This window comes from Klebsiella sp. WP3-W18-ESBL-02 (assembly GCF_014168815.1).
Classification (GTDB): domain Bacteria; phylum Pseudomonadota; class Gammaproteobacteria; order Enterobacterales; family Enterobacteriaceae; genus Kluyvera; species Kluyvera ascorbata_B.
This window is the reverse complement of sequence record NZ_AP021972.1, coordinates 1,622,828-1,639,844: the sequence shown is the minus strand read 5'-3', so window position 1 is coordinate 1,639,844 and position 17,017 is coordinate 1,622,828. Positions and strand designations below refer to the sequence as shown.

The following is a 17,017-nucleotide window of genomic DNA, read 5'->3' as shown; positions in this document are numbered from 1 at the left end:
ATTGATTTATATTGCACAAATGATTGAGTGTATATGGAGAGGCGAATCTGTCGTCATCTCCATATTGATGGTTTCGTGTCTTAATTTATCCTAATCGCCGATCGCGGTAAGCCCATTCAAGGTTTCACCCTTCCGCCCGGCCCCCACTCTCTCCCGCCCCCGCCAACGCGTCGCGCAAATACTGCATCAACACGGTCACCCGCACGGGGGTAAACTGACGCGAGGGCCGCACGATTGACAGCGGCAGCGGCGGCGGCGCGTAGCGTTCAAGCACCGGGACGAGCGCGCCGCCGCGCAGCGCGTCTTCGACGATATACCACGGTAACATCGCAATCCCCATGCCCTGAATGGCGGCTTCGCGCAGCACATCGCCATTATTCGCGGCCAAAGGCACCCGGGCATCCAGCTCTTGTTCGCCGCTGGCCAGCGCCCACTCGTTGCGGGTGGAGAGAAAGGAATAATGCAAACACTGGTGGTGCTTTAATTCCGCCGGTGACGCCGGCCTGCCGTGGGTTTTCAGGTACTCTGGCGAAGCGCAATACAGGCGCGGCATCATGGCGATGGGCAAACTGACCAACGACGAATCCTGTAATTCACCGATGCGTAAAGACAGATCGATACCTTCATTGAGCAGATCGCTGACGCGGTCTTCGAGCTGTAATGTCACCGTAATCTGCGGGTATGTTTTCAGAAACGCCGGCAGCAGCGGGGCGAGCTTCTGGGTGCCAAAACTTACCGGCGCACCGAGCCGAATAATGCCGCTGTAGGTTTCCTGCGCACAGTTAAGCCGCTCTTCTGCCTGCTCGAGCGCGCCTAAAATCCCTAAAACGTCCTGATAGAATTGTTGCCCGCTGGGCGTTAAATCAAGCTGGCGAGTGGTGCGATTGATAAGCTTCACGCTTAACGCCGCTTCCAGAGCGGAAACCCGGCGGCTGATGGCCGCGCTGCTGGTATCAAGCTGGATGGCAGCATTATTAAAGCTGCCGCTTTCAACCACGGCGACAAAGCTGCGAAGTGAGATGAGGTCGTATTCTTTCATTTTGCGTAATGGTGTCTTACCTGAGCCCTGATTTATCTGCATCCATCCCCTGCCTATGATACGTGCATCAGAACAACATTGAGGATCATCTGTTATGGCTAGTCATTATCGTAAAAAAGGCGCGGAACTGCTGCATTATCTGCCAGCCAGTGAATATCATCCAGCGAACACCTATTTTCATTTTTCATTCGCGAACTATTACGACCCTGAAAACATGCATTACGGCGTGCTGCGGGTGGTAAACGATGATGATGTTAAACCACACAGCGGCTTCGATCGCCATCCGCATAAGGATATGGAAATCGTCAGCTATCTGGTGAAAGGCAACCTGACCCACTGGGACAGCGCAACGCAGGTCGAAGACGTGCTAAGCCGTGGGCATGTGCAGACGGTCACCGCAGGCAACGGCGTGTGGCACTCGGAGCTGAACAACCATGATGACTGGTGTCGCTTCCTGCAAATCTGGATTCTGCCGCCCAAACAAGGTCTGGAAGTGCGTTATGAAAACCATAAATTCACCGATCAGGATCGCGAGAACAAGCTGCTGCATATCGTCGGCAGCCTGCAAAATGAAGACGATGCCCCGCTGCATCTGAATCAGGATGTGAATATGTTTGTCAGCGAACTGACCGAGAGCGATGCAGAAGTCACCTATGAGCTTAAAGCCGGTCGCCAGGCCTACATCAACAGCATTGAAGACAGCGTCAATGTCGGCGGTATTGTGACCCTGGATGAACGTGATTCACTGGAAGTCGTCGGGCCAATGACCCTGACCTTCAAGGCGAAAGACAAACACGCGCACTTTATTATTATTGAAATGGCCGAATGGGCTGACGAACAATAGGCCGTTCAACGCCATAGCCGAAACGCGCCACCTTTTTAAGGCGGCGCGTTTTTTTCTGCCCGCGGCCAGCGGTAGGGAATGGCCCTTAATTTACCGTCAGCCGTAGCGCCAGATCCTGCGGATAGGGGTCGAAGTAATTCTGCGTCAGCAGGTAGCCGTCCGGGTATTCCGCAAGATAGTGCTTCAGCAGGGTCATCGGGGCGAGAATCGGCAGCAGCCCCGCCCGATAGTTCAGAATAACCTCACGCAGCTCTCCCCGCTGACGCATCGTTAGCTGATGGCGAAAATACCCCTGAATATGCATCAAGACATTGGTGTGGTTTTTACGTGAAGCAGGCTTCTTAAGGATCGCCATCAGCTTGTCACGATAGGTCACAAAGAAGGCCTCCAGATCCTCCCACTGGTGCAGCGTCGCGACAAACGGGCCAATTTCGCGATAGCCCGCCTGATGATGCGCCAGCAGCTGCAGTTTATAGCGGCTATGAAAATCCAGCAGAGCCCGGCGGGTCAGGCCGTTTTTACGCAGCGTATTGAGTTCATGCAGCGCAAACACCCGTTCGACGAAATTTTCGCGCAGCAGCGGATCGTGCAGTCGTCCGTCTTCTTCCACCGGCAGCCAGGGATATTTCGCCAGCAGCGCGGCGGTAAACAGACCAACGCCTTCTTTACGTCCCCGGTTTCCCTTTTCGTCATACAACCGCACCCGCTCCATACCGCAGCTGGGGGATTTGGCGCAGACGATAAATCCCGACAGTTCGCCCAGCCCGGACAGGTACTCGTCGCAAAAAGCGTGCATTTTTTCGCTGACATCATCATCAGGCGCGTGGCTGAAGCGCATACGGATATCGCCTGCCGTCGTTTGTACCAGCCGCAGCGCCGGTCGCGGGACCGGCAGGCCGATGGCCATCTCCGGGCAAATGGGCCGGAAGGCCACCCAGTGCGCCAGCTTGTCCATCACAAAGTCCGTCCGTTTATGCCCGCCGTCGAAGCGGACGGCCGCGCCGGTTAAGCAGCCGCTGATGCCTATAACAGGTTGCGTGTTCATGGGCGCCTCCTCGCTACTGCGCTTTACGGGAGAAGAACAGCGTCACCGTCCCCACGGTGAGGCCAAATTTCTTCATCTCAGTTTTATTGAATAAATGTTTGCCGTCCTGGAGGTACATCCAGTCGTCAAAATGCAATAGCCAGGTTCTGCCGCTGGCTTTCACATTCATGCTGTAATGCCAGTTGAAGGCATTGCCTGCCGATTTACCCGTTGCCACGCCGTCAATATCACCCGCAGTGCCCTCATAGCGGTCAGCGCTAAGACGACGGATATGCCACACCCGCTGCTGCTTTTCGCCATCGTCATACACAAACCGTTCGTTGAGGGTCAGGGTCTCGCCAACCACATCGCCGTTGATTTCAACGTGGAAGCGGCGAAGCTGCTTACCGCTGCGATCCTGCACCATCCCCCAGGCCTCCGTTTCCCCCTGGAAGTAATGAAAAATATCCAGCACCGGCTGCTGCTGGCGGTAATCGGCAACGTCGCTGCTACAGCCGGTGAGTTGCATCATCAGCGGCAGGCATAGGGTCAATAAACGTTTCATTTTTTACCTCCGGTGAGCTGCTGACGCAGCTCGGGATATTGCGTGCGGGGTCCCAGCCAGATGGCGAGGAAATTTTCGCTAAAATCAGCCGACTGCGGTTTCCCGAGCGGTATAAAGCGCGGCGCGCTCGCGGATGCGCGATACCAGAACTGCCCCTGCTTTGCGGTCAATACAAAGGCCAACTGCGCCCCTGGCGCGACGTCCGGCCATAAATCCGCAAGCATGCGTAGCCAGGCCCCGCTCTGCGCTTCGCGTGTAAGAATCCCCTGCGCCTGCCACTGCTCACGCGTGGCGTCGACAAGCGCCTCCCGGTCGATATTGCGTTGATACGTGATAATCAGCGCCTGATTTTGCCATTGCCCGCGGTAGTGCCCGTCGAGCGTGAGCAACTGGGAGGTGTAGACCGTAAACGGTCCCCACGTCAGCGTCGCCTCCCCTGCTTTGCGCCAGCTTAACCAGTCAGCGGCAACGGCAGGCGTTGCAACGAGTAGCCACAGCAGTAACAGCACGACAGATTTCATTGCCGTTTCCCCATCAGGATGTGAAACGCCAGCATGAGCGCCAGCCACCCGGCCGCCATTGCGCCCATAACAACCGGCACAGGCTGTACAAAGGTCATCGCACCCAGCTGCGCGCCCGCCAGGTAGGCGACCGGGCCACCGCAGGTTGCTATCAGCGCCAGCACCCATCCCGGCAGGGTGGTGGAATAGGTCAAACGCGTCCAGACGGCAGCGAACATCAGCCACAGCGCCATCAGCCACAGCGGCAACGGCGCGGCACCCTGAAAGTGAATCAGCCCCGACAGCCCCCACAATACATCTAACCCGCCGCCCGCCACGGCCAGCAGCAGGGCATACAAACGGTAGGCCGACGGCAGCAGAATGCAGGCCAGGATGGCCAGCGCCAGCCATAATAGCTGGCCGCGCTCGCGAAACATCACCACCAGCAGCCAGTAAAGGTCGAAGCCAATGGCCAGCAAAAAGAGCGAAAAATGACGTTTCATACCCGCTCTGCCGTTAGCTGCACCACGCTGATGGTGCGGGCCTTAAATCCGGCCTCACAGTAGCCAAAGTAGTAAAGCCACATCCGGCGGAAGCGCTCGTCAAACCCCAGTTTTTCAATCTCCTGCCAGGCGTGGATAAACCGCTGCCGCCAGTGGGCCAGCGTCCGGGCGTAATCGGGTCCCATATCAAACAGGTTGCGTACCACGAAATCGGTGTGGCGCGTCATCAGTTCGCTCATTGCCGTAATGCTGGGTAAAAATCCGCCGGGGAAGATATAGCGCTGAATAAAGTCAACGCTTTTGCTGTAGTCGCGATAGCGCTGATCCTGAATAGTGATGGCCTGAATCACCATTTTGCCGCCGGGGCGTAAACGCGCCTGGCAGGTGCGAAAGAAGGCAGGCAGGTAGCGTTGCCCCACCGCTTCAATCATCTCTACCGACACCAGTTTGTCGTACTGACCGGTGAGATCACGGTAATCACACAGCAGAACCTCAACCTGCCCCTGTAGCCCCGCGCGGTGAATACGCGTGCGGGCCCACGCAAACTGTTCTTGCGACAGCGTGGTGGTGGTGACGCGGCAGCCGTAGTGACGCGCGGCGTACTCCGCCAGCGCCCCCCAACCGGTGCCAATCTCCAGCAAATGATCGCCCGGCGTTAGCGCCAGCTGTTCACACAGCCGCGCCATTTTAGCCTGCTGCGCGACGCTCAAATCCTGATCGTCGGCGCTAAACAGCGCGCTGGAATAGAGTAAATCCTCATCAAGGAAATGCGCGTAAAAGGTATTGCCCAGGTCGTAATGCGCGGCAATATTGTCCCGCGCCTGCTGGCGATGGTTGCGCCGGGTCCAGTGGCGCAGGCGTTCAACGGGCCGCCCCAGCAGACGAAAACCACGCTCCAGCCGCTCAAGCAGCTGGCTATTGGCGGCAAAGAGCTCGAGCAATACGGTGAGGTTATGGGTTTCCCACTCACCATCCATCCAGCTTTCAGCCACGGCCAGGCTACCGCCGGTCAACGCACGCCAGTAAACCTTCGGCGAGAGGATCTCCACCTCGGCGCGTAATGCCGCAGCCGCCTCGCCAAAATGAAAGGTCTGCGCCCCTTCCCGCACCGTCAGCGAGCCGCCGCTGAGGCCGCTCAACAGGCGAAACAGCAGCCATCGCGCAGCTCGCACGTTGCGCGGAATGTCGGGTTCAAGCGCAAAGACGGGTTCGGTCATGATCGTTTACTCCTGCTGGCGGGATGGGCGTGAAGCGGCACACGCTTTAGCCAAAGCTTCAGCGCCTGCCAGTAAATAGCGAGTACGGTTTTCAGCGTCATCAACGGGATGCGCCACTGCAGCGTGCGCAGATTGGGTGGCGTCAGCGGTTCGCGTTTGAGCATCAGCGTGGCATCAAAGATCTTCGCGGCCTGATGATTTTCAATATGCATATGCAGCGTGCTGCCCGGCGGGTTGAATCGCCAGTGGTACACCATATCCATCGGGTTAAACGGCGACACGTGGAAGGTTTTTGCCAACGGCTGCGGCGTTACGGCATTAACGGCATAGTAGTGACGCTCATTCCACGGGGTGTTGCGTACCTCCGCCAGCACCCAGCGCAGAGTCCCGGCACGGTCGTAGCAGTAGTAGAAGTTGACCGGGTTAAAATGAAAGCCGAAATAGCGCAGTTGGGTCAGCAGCATCACCCGGCCATCGGGGCGCTCGCCGGTCAGGCAGGCGAGCCTATCCAGCGCCGCCGCTTTGAGCGGCGTGCCCAGCGGGTAATCGACATCATAGAAAGCCGCAGCGGCGAAGCGATTGCGGCGCACGCCGGCATCGGCAATCCGCGTCAGCTCATCCAGGTCGAGCCAGGCCATAAACACCTGATAGCTAAACTGGTGCGCCGTCGGCTGAAGCCGGCGATGGCGTAACACGCCCTGATACAGGCAGCTGTTCATCAGGTGCCCTCCTGCGCGGCGATGCCGTGCACCACATCCAGCGCGCTGCGTACCCCATCTTCATGGAACCCGTTGTACCAGTAGGCGCCGCAGAACCAGCTGCGATGCTGGCCGTTTATCTCATCACGTCGGGCCTGCGCCTGCCAGCTCTGCGGGTTAAACAACGGGTGTTCATACACGAAGCGCTGCCAGACGTAGCGCGCGTCAATCGGGGCATCCGGGTTGAGCGTAACGCAGAACAGCGGACTGCCTTCAGGCAGCCCCTGCAAAATATTCATGTTATAGGTTACGCAGGCGCTGGCCTGCTCTTGCCCACTCAGGCGATAGTTCCAGCTTGCCCAGGCGCGTTCGCGTACCGGTAGCCAGCGACGGTCGCTGTGCAGCACCACCTCGTTGCGCTGCCAGCCAATAGCGCCCAGCACGTCATGCTCGGCGGGGGTGGCATCGCCCAGCATCGCCAACGCCTGCCCGGAATGACAGGCGAAGATCGCGTGGTCAAAATCCTGCGCCGCGTCGGCGGCGTAAACCGTCACGCGGTTTTCGTCGCGCATCACGCGCTGTACCGGCGTATTCAGGCGCAACGTCAGACGCTCGCCAAGCTGAGCCAGCATCGCGCGGATATACTCCCGCGAGCCGCCGGGGACCACGTACCACTGCGGGCGGTGGGTGATATCCAGCAGGCCATGGTGCTCAAAGAAACGTAAGAACAGCGGCAGCGGAAAACGGCGCATTTCCTGTAAGGATGACGACCAGATCGCCGCGCCCATCGGCAGAATATAATGGCGAGCAAAAAAGGCGCTGAAGCCATGCCGATCGAGAAACGTTTGCAGCGTGGCCTGTGCATCAACGTTGTGCAATGCCTGCTTCGCCAGGCGATTAAAGCGGACTATTTCTTTTAGCAGCCCCCAGAATACCGGGTTCACCAGGTTACGACGCTGGGCAAACAGCGAAGTGAGCGTATGGCCGTTGTACTCCATGCCGCTGTGCGGGTTATGCACCGAGAAACTCATCTGCGTTTTTTGCCCCTGGATACCCAGCTCGCTCAGCAGCCCCATAAACCGTGGGTAGGTTCGGTCGTTGTAAACGATAAAGCCGGTATCAATGGCGTATTGCCCCTGCGGCGTGGCGACATCTACCGTGGCGGTATGCCCACCGACGGTCGCCGCCGACTCAAACAACGTCACCTGATGATGCCCGGCCAGACGCCAGGCGCAGGTCAGCCCGGCAATGCCGCTGCCGATAATCGCGATCTTCATGAGCGCACCATCCTGCGCAACAGGCTGCGCTGTAAACAAGAAGGCATGGCAGCCAGCACGCGCAGGGCTGCGCCAAACCCCGCCGGGAAGACAATGTGATTTTTGCCTTTAGTCAGGCCGCGGCGAATGGCTTTGACCGCCTGTTCAACGCTGACCTGCCCCGGCATCGGGAAATCATTTTTGCGGGTTAAGGGGGTGTCCACAAACCCCGGAGAGACCAGCGTGACGGCAATACCTTTTGGCGCCCAATCCAAACGCAGGCTGTTGGCAAACCACGTCAGGGCCGCTTTGGATGCGCCATACGCCTCCGCGCGCGGGAACGGCAGCCAGTGCGCCATCGAACTCACCAGCACCACGCGGCTGCCGGAAATCAGCTGCGGCTGTAGCACGTCAAGGCAGTTTACCGGCCCCTGAAAGTTGGTGGTCATGACCCGTTCAACCCGTTCGGCGTCGACCTGACCGTGGTCGAGATATTCGCAGGTCCCGGCACACAGGATCGCCATATCGGGGTAGCACTCCGCGAGCGCCTGGCGACAGGCGTCCCTGTCTGTCATGTCAAACGCACGTACGCTGATATTGGCGCTGTACTGACGCAGCATGTCCAGCCGCCCCGCGTCGCGGCCGCAGGCGATAACGTAATAACCGTCATCGGCCCAGGATTTGGCGAGCCCGGCACCAATACCGGAGCTGGCACCGGTGATGAGGACAGTCATCATGCTCGCACCCTCCTTTTCACGCCACGAACCGCCCAGCCTAACAGCGGCAGATGTTCATAAAGCATTTCACCGGCGTCATAGTAGTCGCGCTGGCGAAGCACCTTTTCCCCGTGAATATCAACAATCGAGCACCCCGGCAGTATGAGCGTCTCACCGCCGGCGATACGCGGGTGCGACCAGTGCATGGTCCACGACACTGCAAAACGCAGGCCGTGATGCAACGGGGCATCAATGGAAAAGCGACAGGATTCAACGTTAGCCAGCAGATGGGTGAAGTAGCGGTGGATGGCGAGCATCCCCTTATGCTCGCCAAACGGATCGACAAGCGTGGCATTCGCGTCGTACAGCGCGCTTAGCGCCGAAGGCGGCTGGGTGTCCAGACGGGCGTAGTAGTCAACAAACCGGTCAATGACGGATGGTATTGTGCTCATGAATTCTACCCCGAGTCGTCAGCACGTCGCGTTGTCGCATACTTAAAACTTACACAAATACTTTTATTTGTCCAAGTTTTGGATTAAATATTTTTAATAACCAAATATAATCAATAAATTACAAAAACCACGCCGATGCATTAATTTGGCGTGAATATGAAAAAAAACCACCGCGAGGGTGGTTTTCAAAGGAAGCGTGCAACAAGGGCGTTAGAGCGAGATAACCTCGAGAGAATTAACCTGCTGCTGCCAGAGGTCTATTTGTTTCTGGCGGGCAGCGGTGAGCTTGCCGCTGGTAACCAGCAGCCATTTGCGTTCCGGGAAGATTTCCGGTGCCAGCGTAGTCGGAGGCTGGGGAAGAACATCGATACGATGCCCCTGGCCGGTGCGGCGCAGCGCCTCAAGCCAGATCTCGCAGGGGTCGGTGAGATGCCAGCCGGTAATCAGGTAGTTATCGCCCGGCGCGCGTTTATCCCCTTCCAGGCAAAACGAGGTGTAAGAGAGGATGATCCCATCAAGAATTTCACGCAGCGTCATCATCGTCGGTACGTTAGCCGAGACCTTGCTGCGCAGCGGGCGCAATACTTCAGTCACCAGTTCCGGGCGAGGATACTCGCGGCCAGCGTCGTAAATCTGCTGACGTAGCGACTCAATTTTGCCGTCTTTCAGGCGCTGCAGCATACTTTCCTGTAGGGTAAGCCAGTTATTGGTCCGCCGCGCGCCGGGGCGCGCCAGCAGCGGTTTGACCTGGCTGACGGGGACGCCCTTTTTGACCCAGTCGAGAATTTTCAGCGCCTGCTGGATGTCGTCGTCGCTGTACAGACGATGCCCGCCGTCGGTGCGTTCAGGCTTGAGAAGGCCGTAACGACGCTGCCAGGCGCGAAGCGTTGTCGCGTTAATCCCGCAAAGCCGCGCAAATTCACCAATGGAGTAAGACATACCGAACACCCGATCGCCAACGATACTCTCAATATACTACGAATCGCGCCGGGCGAAAAAACAGATACCCCTATCGTCATTCATAGGGATATCCGCGGTGCATCAAATATCAAACGTCTCCACGACGCTGACATGGAGGCGAACAGCAATATTGCCGCGCGTCGCATTGGAATAAGGACAGACCTCGTGGCCCTTCTTGACCAGCTCAATGGCCGCATTTTTGTCCAGGCCGCGGACTTCCACGTCCAAATCAATATCCAGGGCAAAGCCGCCCTGCGCGTTTTGCCCAATCCCCACGGCACAGGACGTTCGGGTCGCGACGCCGGTCAGCTTCTGCTGCTGGGCAATGTGGATCAGTGCGTTATCGAAGCAGGCCGCATAGCCCATCGCAAACAGCTGCTCAGGGTTAGCGCCCTCTTTTCCACTCTCATTGGTGAAGCTTACCAAATCCAGCGCGAAGGAGCCGTCGTCCAGCGCCACATGACCATCACGACCGCCGACTGAAGTTGCACGGGTTTTATAAAAGATTTTCATAGCAGTAGCCCTTTTCCAATGAGTTATATCGAATGCGATTTAATCTGATGATAAGGATATCGTGAAACGGTTCCGTGTCAATCCATCTGGCAAAAAAAATCGCATGCGATATAATTTCAGGGAATTTTCAGGGGTCACTTATGAACGACAACAACGCGGTCCACCCGTTTGAGCACGGCGATTTTCCAAAACTGGAGGATTTTCTCTGTTTTGCTACCTACACGACCAATCTCGCCTTCGGTAAGGCTTATCAGCCTTATCTGGCCGAACTGGGGTTAACCTACTCGCAGTGGATTACGCTGCTGGCACTGGCGGAAGAAGACGGTCAGACGGTGAATCAGCTCGGTGAGAAGCTCTTTTTAGCGTCCAGCACCCTCACGCCGCTGCTAAAAAATCTCGAAAAAAAGGGCATCGTGATTCGTCAGCGCTCAAAAGAAGACGAACGCAAGGTGCATATTTTGCTGACCGAGGAAGGCCGGGCGCTGCATAAAGCCAGCCGCCGCTGCATGGATGTTTTTTATTCACTGGGGCTGACGCTGGAAGAAGTTCAGGTGCTGCAAAAAGCGATCGTTAAGGTGCGCGATAATTTGCTGCAGGCGGGGAACAGCGATAATCATTAAAGCATGACGTCGGGACCGTTCGCCCGACGTCTTGCTCCTTAATTAACGGAACGACACGCCCAGATTCACCAGACCGTAGTAGCCACCCGCTTCGCTACCGTGCAGTGATTCAGACCAACCGCCCTGCACGCCCAGCGTCACGTTCTGACGAATGCGCGCATTCACGCCACCGTTCAGCCCTACGCTGGTGCCAGACAGGTTACTGCGGAACGATGCGTCAGACGCTGACACGCCTGGCGCCGACGCCGTGAATCCGCTGTGCCCGCCAAACGACTGCGTCACCGATGGTGTCACCCACCATGCCAGTTTTGCCTTCGCGTCCTGCTGTGTGCCCACCTTCAGACCCGCCCGCACCGACTGCTGACGGCTGTCGCGCCAGCTAAGCGCGGCGACCTCGTCCTGACCGTCGTTCAGGTTGACCCCCTGCACCGTATACTGGAGCTGCGGTTCCAGCGCCAGAGCCGGGCTGACGGAGAACGACTGCCCTATTTCCGCAGAGGCCAGCCAGCCCGTACCGTGAGTAGAGAGACGAGTGTTGTCATTAGAGGACGCGCTCAGGCTATGACGGCTGGCCTGCAATACGCCTTCCACGTGCAGACCGTCATGGCTACGGCCCGAGAGGTACGCACCGCCCGTGTACACCGTATCCCGATCCGTACCCGCATGGGCGCTACCGATATCGCGCCATACGTCACTGCGCAGCAGACCGGTGGCACCGTAAACACCCGCGCGCCAGTCGGCGTTCGCGCCGTCAAGTTGCCACAGATCGCCGCCTAACTGGAGGAAACTGTAGGTGCCGCTGCTTTCCGGCACGCTTGCGCCCGTGAGGCTACCGCTGTCAGGGTGGCTCAGCTTACCGGCCGCCACGCGTCCCCAAATGCGACTGTCCGGCGCATAGCGGAAGCGGGTATCTGACGAGCCCGCCACCAGGCGGTCATAGTCCATTGACAGCACCGGCATCGCCGCATAGCTCCACATCGCCGCGCGGTAGTTTACCGGCCCCGTTGACGCGGAGGCTTGCCCCGGCTGAACCTGCTGCGAAGTCAGGTACCAGCTCTGGTCGCCATTTCGATACAGACTGTAAGCGTAAGCGCCCGCCACCAGCGGCTGTTTAAGGCTGAATGCCCCCGTGCCAGTGGTGGCACCGTTGATGGCCTGAACGACGGCAATGCCGTTGCCGGTGGTCTGTGCGCCCAGCCCGCCGCGGTTAAGCACGCGCAAACCGGTGCTGCCGGTGGCACTGCCGCCGTCGATCACCACTTTATCTATCGGTGAACTGCTGTCGCCCGCCACGGTATTGAGCGTGATGGTGCCGCCGTTACCAATAAGGTTGGTTGCGGTAAGCGTGTGCGGCGTGAAGGTGCCCTGGGACGGCACAAACACAATGTTACCGGCGTTGGTCAGGTTGTCCACCAGCGAGTCGCCGGTGATGTTCCAGGTACTGCTGCTGTCAATCGTCACGTCCGTCGGGTCAATAATCCCCGTCAGGGTGGCGCTGTTAATCAGCGAGAGTGAGGTACCGGCCAGAGCAATAATATCCGTAGTGGCCAACAGCCCGTCCATCACCAGCGAACCGGCATTGAGGTTGACCTGCGACTGGCTCAGCGAGCCGCCCAGCGTCAGCGTACCGGTGCCGTTTTTGGTCAACTGACCGCTGCCGGTGAGGTTGGTGTTCAATGAGGCGCTGGTGCTGGTGTCGTAGGTGGTGATGCCTTCGTTCACAAAGCTGTTATTGGCCAGCGTCAGGATAGCGCCTTCGGCGATATTCAGCAGCCCCCCCGCCGCCACGGTGGTATCCGATGCCACCCCGCCACGGCTGACCGACAGCGAACCACCGCTGTTGATTGTCGCCTGCAACGCCGTGCCGCCGCTGAATACGGATAATGCCCCGTTCGCATTCACGATGGTACCCTGCGCGACGCCGTAGACGTTTTCGCTACCGCCGGCATTCACTACCGTGCCGTGAGAGATATCGCCTGATTTTACGGTCAGCGCGCCGCCGTTCTCCAGCAGCACATTATTCGCCTGACCGCCGCTGACAGAAAATGCACCGAGCGCATTGGTACCGGCGATCGCAGCACGGGTACTGGCCTGTAAAGCCGCGCCTGCGGCCTGGAACACGCCCGAAGCGTTGCCACCATCAGCAACAGCAATCACGCCGCCAGCGTTGACCGTCGGCCCGGTTGCTACGCCGCCGGAAAAGACGCTGAGCGTACCGCCCGAATTCACGCTCGCGCTATTGAGTGCCCCGCCGCTGCTGACCACCGCCCATCCGTTGTCACTCACGCTTGTCGCCGTGGCCACCGCGCCATTGTTAATATATTGCACCCCGCCGGAAACCACGGTGGAGGTCACGGTGCTGCCAGAAAGGACGTACATGGCGCCGCCGGAATTGACGGCAGTACGCAGTGCCGTACCGCCGCTGGCAACGTTCACTACACCGAGGTTAACCGTGGTGTCAGAGGCGGTCCCGCCGCTGTAAATGTACTGCCCACCGCCCGAGGTCACGACCGTTGAAGTGGCATTGCCATAGACGGTCTGAATGCCTCCGGACAACGTAGTCGATGACGCAGACCCGCCCACGGCAACATACTGTGAAGCCCCCGCGCTGACCGTGGTCGATGACGTGACGCCGCCATAATTGACGTATTCCGATCCGCCAGCCTTCACGACTGAAGATGTTGTGCGCCCCCCATTCTGGACATATAACGTACCGCTGTTAATCACCGACGAGATCGCCGAACCGTAGTTGTTCAGGGTTCCATAGCCGTTAACGGTGGTCCCGGAAGCGATGCCGCCGCCCATGATGTACTGCGTGCCGCCCGAAACGAGCGTGGCGCTGGTTGAGCCCCCCGAATACACCTGTTCATAGCCGCCGGCCTGAACCGTGGTGCTGACCGCAGACCCGCCGTTAAGGACGTCTTGTATACCGCCATAGCCAAGTACGCTACCCGTGGCATCCCCACCGGCTTCCACAAACAACCGGCCGCCATTTTCCAGCAGCACATTGCTTGCATGCCCGCCGCTGACGGAGAATCCCCCGAGGGCGTTCGTTCCGCTTACGGTTGCGCCCGTATAGGTTTGCAGCGCGCCACCGGAGGATTGCGCGACCGTCGACGCGGAACCATTGTCATAGACCACCAGCATACCGCCCGCTTCAATGGCGGTGCCCATCGCCGAACCGCCGTTGCTGACGTACTGCGCGCCGCCTTGTCTGATGACGGTATCGGAGGCGCTGTGGCCGGTTTCGACAAACATCGCGCCGCCATTTTCCAGCAGCACGTTGTGAGCATGGCCGCTGCTAACAGAAAACGCGCCCAGCACGTTAGTCCCGCTCACGGTGGCGCCGGTATTAATTTGCAGCGCACCGCCTGACAGCTGCGAAATACTGTCTGCAAAGCCGCCATTATAAACTCTGAGTGCGCCACCGGAATTGACGGTAGTGCTGACGGCGGATCCACCGCTGTTAACATAAGCGGTACCGCCCCAGTTAACGATCGTGTCGGATGCCTGATTCCCGGACATAACCTGTACGAAGCCGCCGTTTTCAAGCAGCAGATTTTCAGCCAGCCCGTTACTGACCGAAAAAGCACCGAGCGCATGGGTTCCACTGACGGTCGCCCCGGTATAGACCTGCAGCGCGCCGCCTGAAGACTGGCTCACGCTGCTTGCCGTGCCGCCATTAGTCACGGTCAGCGTGCCGCCAGCCCGGAGTGTGGTACTGACCGCCGAGTGGGTATTTTCCACATACAGGAAACCACCGTTTTCCAGCAGGACGTTGCTTGCCGTCCCCCCGCTGACGGAAAATCCGCCCAGGGTGTTTGTGCCGCTTACCGTTGCACCGGTATAAGTCTGCAGTGCGCCGCCGGCGGACTGCACAACCTGTGTTGCCGTCCCGCCATCATCGACCCGCAGCGCCCCGCCTGACCGCAATGTGGTGTTAACGGCTGATTGTGCGTTCGCCACATACAGAATCCCGCCATTTTCCAACAGCAAATGACTGGCTACCCCATTGCTGACGGTAAATCCACCGAGCGCATTGGTGCCACTGAGGGTGGCATTGGCATAAGTCTGCAGGGCGCCGCCCGAAGCCTGGCTGATACCGGACGCATTCCCGCCAGCGGCAACGTTAAGAAAACCGCCGGAATTCAACGTGGTGCTGGTTGCCGTGCCGCCATTGTTGACGTTCAGATGGCCGCCAGAATTCACGACGGTGTTCGCGGCCGCGCCGCCGTTATTGACGTTAATCACCGGCGGATAATAACCGTAAAATAACTCGCCGCCGACGTTGCTACTGCTCGCCAGGCCGCCGCTGTTGACATTGAGCGTTCCCCCGCTTGACACGGAGGCGCTGGTCGCCGTATCCCCGACGTTAAGCGTCAGAGGGGTGTAATAGGTCACCTCTGAACCACTGTACGTCTCCGCTGCGGCGGTGCCGGCTAAGCCCAATAGTATCAGCGCCCCGGCGACGTTTTTCACCGCCAGCGGCGGACGCCCGCCGCTTCCCGCCTTCTCTGATGTCACTATCCACGCCTGGCGTGCTGCACTCCAGACGATCCTGTACGCTCTGTTCATACCCTGCCTCTTCGTTTTTTTTATTGTTTTCCGGTGCAGGTGCTGCTCCGGATGTCACTTCTGCTGTGTGGCGCTATTTACTCACCGCGCAGCTGCGCGTGGAGCCGGTCAGCCACGCCGCTGACCTGTTTTCCGGTGATCAGACGGGTGCACTCGTACTGACGTTCCGTGCCTTTATGGCGCGGGCACCAGAAAAAGTCTTTATGATCAAAGGTCTCATGCAGGCTGTCCCAGCAGCCGTTGCAGCCGTGGCTGCTGAACACGCGCCAGGGGGTGTAAAACTCGGCGTTCGGCAGGCTGAAGCCGCTAATCAGCACCACCGGTATTTTTGCCGCCCAGGCAAGCCACGACAGCCCGCTGGCCAGGCCGATAAAGAAGCTGGCGTGGCGAAGCAGATCAACCCGCGCCTGCAGCGGCAGGGCCCCGGTGAAGTCTTCTGCGCCGTAGGGGATGTGGTTCCAGACGAAGCCGTGCCCGGTGGTGGGCTCACGGTCAATACACAGCACCCGATAGCCAAGCGATTTCAGGTGGGCCACCACCTCCGTCCAGCCGTGGCCGTTGTTCCAGAACTTGGCCTGGCAGGTCGACTGCACGGCGATGCAAACGTAGGGCTGCTCAATGGTGCGCGGCGCGCTGAGATTAAGACGAGGCGGTGCTTCCGTGGGGTCAACCCCAAGGATGTACCCCGCGATGCGGTGAAAGCCGACCTGACGAAAATCGATGGGCTGATGCGTATCATTACCGCCAAAAAACAGCCCCACGCGGTAGGTCGCATAAGGCGCCCTCTGCCGGACGGCATCCGGCGGCGAAAAGTGAATATCCGGATACTGGGCTTCCAGCAGCGCAATGATGTTAGGCGCCATAGAACACTCAAGTCGGCAGCCATGCAGCAGGCGGAAGCGCTCCGCGTAGTGGAACCAGCCCAGCAGGTCGCCCAGCGTGCCGGTGGGAAAGGAGATCAGCACGTCGCGACCTTCGAGATTAAGCGCTTCATCCAGCAGCAACGCGTTATCTTCCGCGCGCCAGACCTGAAGGCGAAAACGAACAAAGTATTTCTTTGCCGAAGTGACCCAGCCCGCGCCGGTTTCGCAGCGAAACAGAATGTTGCCGGAATCGTCATCGAGCAGCACAACCCGCCATCGCCCTTCGGGCAACAGTAAGCGCGCGCCGTCGTTGAAGTCGTAAAAAATGCCGCACGGCCCGGCAATAGCTGGCCTTTCAGGCGGAAGAACAAACGGATAAGAGGCCGCTTCAGCGGGCGCGGAAAATGAGGCCGTAACATCAGTGGCAGGTATTGATTCGGGCATAGCATTTTCCCATTGTGAATGTCTCAAAGAGTGAAGAGCGCAGGGCAATCGTCGACGTGGCGTCGCTTCTCTTTTCATGAGCTCATTCGGACGGCGAAAAAGATAAGGCGGGCCTTATTCCATTTCAGCTATCCGGGTTATCGGAAGGGAAAAGGAATTCATTAGAGGGCAAGAAAGAAATATCAGCCGCGCCTGATACGGGCCGTTTTATCGTGGGTGAAGGCAGGA

The 17,017-nt window shown here is 58.6% G+C and carries 16 protein-coding genes; 2 read left to right on the top strand and 14 right to left on the bottom strand.

What is annotated here, in order from left to right; all coding sequences use genetic code 11:
* Positions 1-124 precede the first annotated feature (124 nt).
* The gene (locus H7R56_RS07810) at positions 125-1,081 is read right to left on the bottom strand and encodes a LysR family transcriptional regulator (RefSeq protein WP_223878893.1); all 957 of its coding nucleotides are present in this window, start codon (positions 1,079-1,081) and stop codon (positions 125-127) included.
* A 52-nt stretch (positions 1,082-1,133) separates the two neighbouring features.
* On the opposite strand from H7R56_RS07810, the gene H7R56_RS07805 reads away from it, so the two are divergent.
* Complete coding sequence (locus tag H7R56_RS07805) at positions 1,134-1,883, top strand: pirin family protein (protein WP_106924301.1); 750 nt, start codon at positions 1,134-1,136, stop codon at positions 1,881-1,883.
* 85 nt (positions 1,884-1,968) lie between these two features.
* Here the strand turns inward: H7R56_RS07805 and H7R56_RS07800 are convergent, their stop codons facing one another.
* The 11 genes from H7R56_RS07800 to H7R56_RS07750 all read right to left on the bottom strand — a co-directional run bounded on the left by H7R56_RS07800 (position 1,969) and on the right by H7R56_RS07750 (position 10,287).
* Positions 1,969-2,928 (bottom strand): YbgA family protein, encoded by a 960-nt coding sequence (locus tag H7R56_RS07800; protein WP_106924300.1) that lies wholly within the window; start codon positions 2,926-2,928, stop codon positions 1,969-1,971.
* 13 nt (positions 2,929-2,941) lie between these two features.
* Positions 2,942-3,472 carry a DUF3833 domain-containing protein gene (locus H7R56_RS07795; RefSeq protein WP_106924299.1) on the bottom strand — a complete coding sequence of 177 codons (531 nt, stop codon included), beginning with the start codon at positions 3,470-3,472 and terminating at the stop codon, positions 2,942-2,944.
* Positions 3,469-3,993 carry a hypothetical protein gene (locus H7R56_RS07790; protein ID WP_182928568.1) on the bottom strand — a complete coding sequence of 175 codons (525 nt, stop codon included), beginning with the start codon at positions 3,991-3,993 and terminating at the stop codon, positions 3,469-3,471. The genes H7R56_RS07795 and H7R56_RS07790 overlap by 4 nt, the downstream gene beginning before the upstream one ends.
* Positions 3,990-4,475 (bottom strand): DUF2878 domain-containing protein, encoded by a 486-nt coding sequence (locus tag H7R56_RS07785; protein WP_106924297.1) that lies wholly within the window; start codon positions 4,473-4,475, stop codon positions 3,990-3,992. Before H7R56_RS07785 ends, H7R56_RS07790 begins: the two co-directional genes overlap by 4 nt.
* Positions 4,472-5,692, bottom strand: a complete 1,221-nt coding sequence (locus H7R56_RS07780) for an SAM-dependent methyltransferase (protein WP_106924296.1) — start codon at positions 5,690-5,692, stop codon at positions 4,472-4,474. The genes H7R56_RS07785 and H7R56_RS07780 overlap by 4 nt, the downstream gene beginning before the upstream one ends.
* Positions 5,689-6,411 (bottom strand): DUF1365 domain-containing protein, encoded by a 723-nt coding sequence (locus H7R56_RS07775; protein WP_106924295.1) that lies wholly within the window; start codon positions 6,409-6,411, stop codon positions 5,689-5,691. The genes H7R56_RS07780 and H7R56_RS07775 overlap by 4 nt, the downstream gene beginning before the upstream one ends.
* Positions 6,411-7,667 carry an NAD(P)/FAD-dependent oxidoreductase gene (locus tag H7R56_RS07770; protein WP_106924294.1) on the bottom strand — a complete coding sequence of 419 codons (1,257 nt, stop codon included), beginning with the start codon at positions 7,665-7,667 and terminating at the stop codon, positions 6,411-6,413. The genes H7R56_RS07775 and H7R56_RS07770 overlap by 1 nt, the downstream gene beginning before the upstream one ends.
* Positions 7,664-8,383, bottom strand: coding sequence for an SDR family NAD(P)-dependent oxidoreductase (locus H7R56_RS07765; RefSeq protein WP_106924293.1), 720 nt, complete (start codon positions 8,381-8,383; stop codon positions 7,664-7,666). Before H7R56_RS07765 ends, H7R56_RS07770 begins: the two co-directional genes overlap by 4 nt.
* Positions 8,380-8,814, bottom strand: a complete 435-nt coding sequence (locus tag H7R56_RS07760) for a nuclear transport factor 2 family protein (protein WP_106924292.1) — start codon at positions 8,812-8,814, stop codon at positions 8,380-8,382. Before H7R56_RS07760 ends, H7R56_RS07765 begins: the two co-directional genes overlap by 4 nt.
* 210 nt (positions 8,815-9,024) lie before the next feature.
* The gene (locus tag H7R56_RS07755; RefSeq protein WP_106924291.1) at positions 9,025-9,753 is read right to left on the bottom strand and encodes a MerR family transcriptional regulator; all 729 of its coding nucleotides are present in this window, start codon (positions 9,751-9,753) and stop codon (positions 9,025-9,027) included.
* A 102-nt stretch (positions 9,754-9,855) separates the two neighbouring features.
* Positions 9,856-10,287, bottom strand: coding sequence for an organic hydroperoxide resistance protein (locus tag H7R56_RS07750; RefSeq protein WP_106924290.1), 432 nt, complete (start codon positions 10,285-10,287; stop codon positions 9,856-9,858).
* Positions 10,288-10,427: 140 nt separating this feature from the next.
* Here H7R56_RS07750 and H7R56_RS07745 point away from each other — a divergent pair, with 140 nt between their 5' ends.
* Entirely contained in the window at positions 10,428-10,907 is a 480-nt protein-coding gene (locus H7R56_RS07745) for a MarR family winged helix-turn-helix transcriptional regulator (protein WP_106924289.1), read from the top strand.
* A 42-nt stretch (positions 10,908-10,949) separates the two neighbouring features.
* Here the strand turns inward: H7R56_RS07745 and H7R56_RS07740 are convergent, their stop codons facing one another.
* Entirely contained in the window at positions 10,950-15,482 is a 4,533-nt protein-coding gene (locus H7R56_RS07740) for an AIDA repeat-containing protein (protein ID WP_182928567.1), read from the bottom strand.
* Between the two features lie 77 nt (positions 15,483-15,559).
* The gene (locus tag H7R56_RS07735; protein ID WP_106924288.1) at positions 15,560-16,789 is read right to left on the bottom strand and encodes an autotransporter strand-loop-strand O-heptosyltransferase; all 1,230 of its coding nucleotides are present in this window, start codon (positions 16,787-16,789) and stop codon (positions 15,560-15,562) included.
* Positions 16,790-17,017: the final 228 nt, after the last annotated feature.

Bases quoted from the DNA above. Each gene is read 5' to 3' on its own strand.
- H7R56_RS07810 (WP_223878893.1), bottom strand. From the start codon at position 1,081: ATGCAGATAAATCAGGGCTCAGGTAAGACACCATTACGCAAAATGAAA.
- H7R56_RS07805 (WP_106924301.1), top strand. From the start codon at position 1,134: ATGGCTAGTCATTATCGTAAAAAAGGCGCGGAACTGCTGCATTATCTG.
- H7R56_RS07800 (WP_106924300.1), bottom strand. From the start codon at position 2,928: ATGAACACGCAACCTGTTATAGGCATCAGCGGCTGCTTAACCGGCGCG.
- H7R56_RS07795 (WP_106924299.1), bottom strand. From the start codon at position 3,472: ATGAAACGTTTATTGACCCTATGCCTGCCGCTGATGATGCAACTCACC.
- H7R56_RS07790 (WP_182928568.1), bottom strand. From the start codon at position 3,993: ATGAAATCTGTCGTGCTGTTACTGCTGTGGCTACTCGTTGCAACGCCT.
- H7R56_RS07785 (WP_106924297.1), bottom strand. From the start codon at position 4,475: ATGAAACGTCATTTTTCGCTCTTTTTGCTGGCCATTGGCTTCGACCTT.
- H7R56_RS07780 (WP_106924296.1), bottom strand. From the start codon at position 5,692: ATGACCGAACCCGTCTTTGCGCTTGAACCCGACATTCCGCGCAACGTG.
- H7R56_RS07775 (WP_106924295.1), bottom strand. From the start codon at position 6,411: ATGAACAGCTGCCTGTATCAGGGCGTGTTACGCCATCGCCGGCTTCAG.
- H7R56_RS07770 (WP_106924294.1), bottom strand. From the start codon at position 7,667: ATGAAGATCGCGATTATCGGCAGCGGCATTGCCGGGCTGACCTGCGCC.
- H7R56_RS07765 (WP_106924293.1), bottom strand. From the start codon at position 8,383: ATGATGACTGTCCTCATCACCGGTGCCAGCTCCGGTATTGGTGCCGGG.
- H7R56_RS07760 (WP_106924292.1), bottom strand. From the start codon at position 8,814: ATGAGCACAATACCATCCGTCATTGACCGGTTTGTTGACTACTACGCC.
- H7R56_RS07755 (WP_106924291.1), bottom strand. From the start codon at position 9,753: ATGTCTTACTCCATTGGTGAATTTGCGCGGCTTTGCGGGATTAACGCG.
- H7R56_RS07750 (WP_106924290.1), bottom strand. From the start codon at position 10,287: ATGAAAATCTTTTATAAAACCCGTGCAACTTCAGTCGGCGGTCGTGAT.
- H7R56_RS07745 (WP_106924289.1), top strand. From the start codon at position 10,428: ATGAACGACAACAACGCGGTCCACCCGTTTGAGCACGGCGATTTTCCA.
- H7R56_RS07740 (WP_182928567.1), bottom strand. From the start codon at position 15,482: ATGAACAGAGCGTACAGGATCGTCTGGAGTGCAGCACGCCAGGCGTGG.
- H7R56_RS07735 (WP_106924288.1), bottom strand. From the start codon at position 16,789: ATGCCCGAATCAATACCTGCCACTGATGTTACGGCCTCATTTTCCGCG.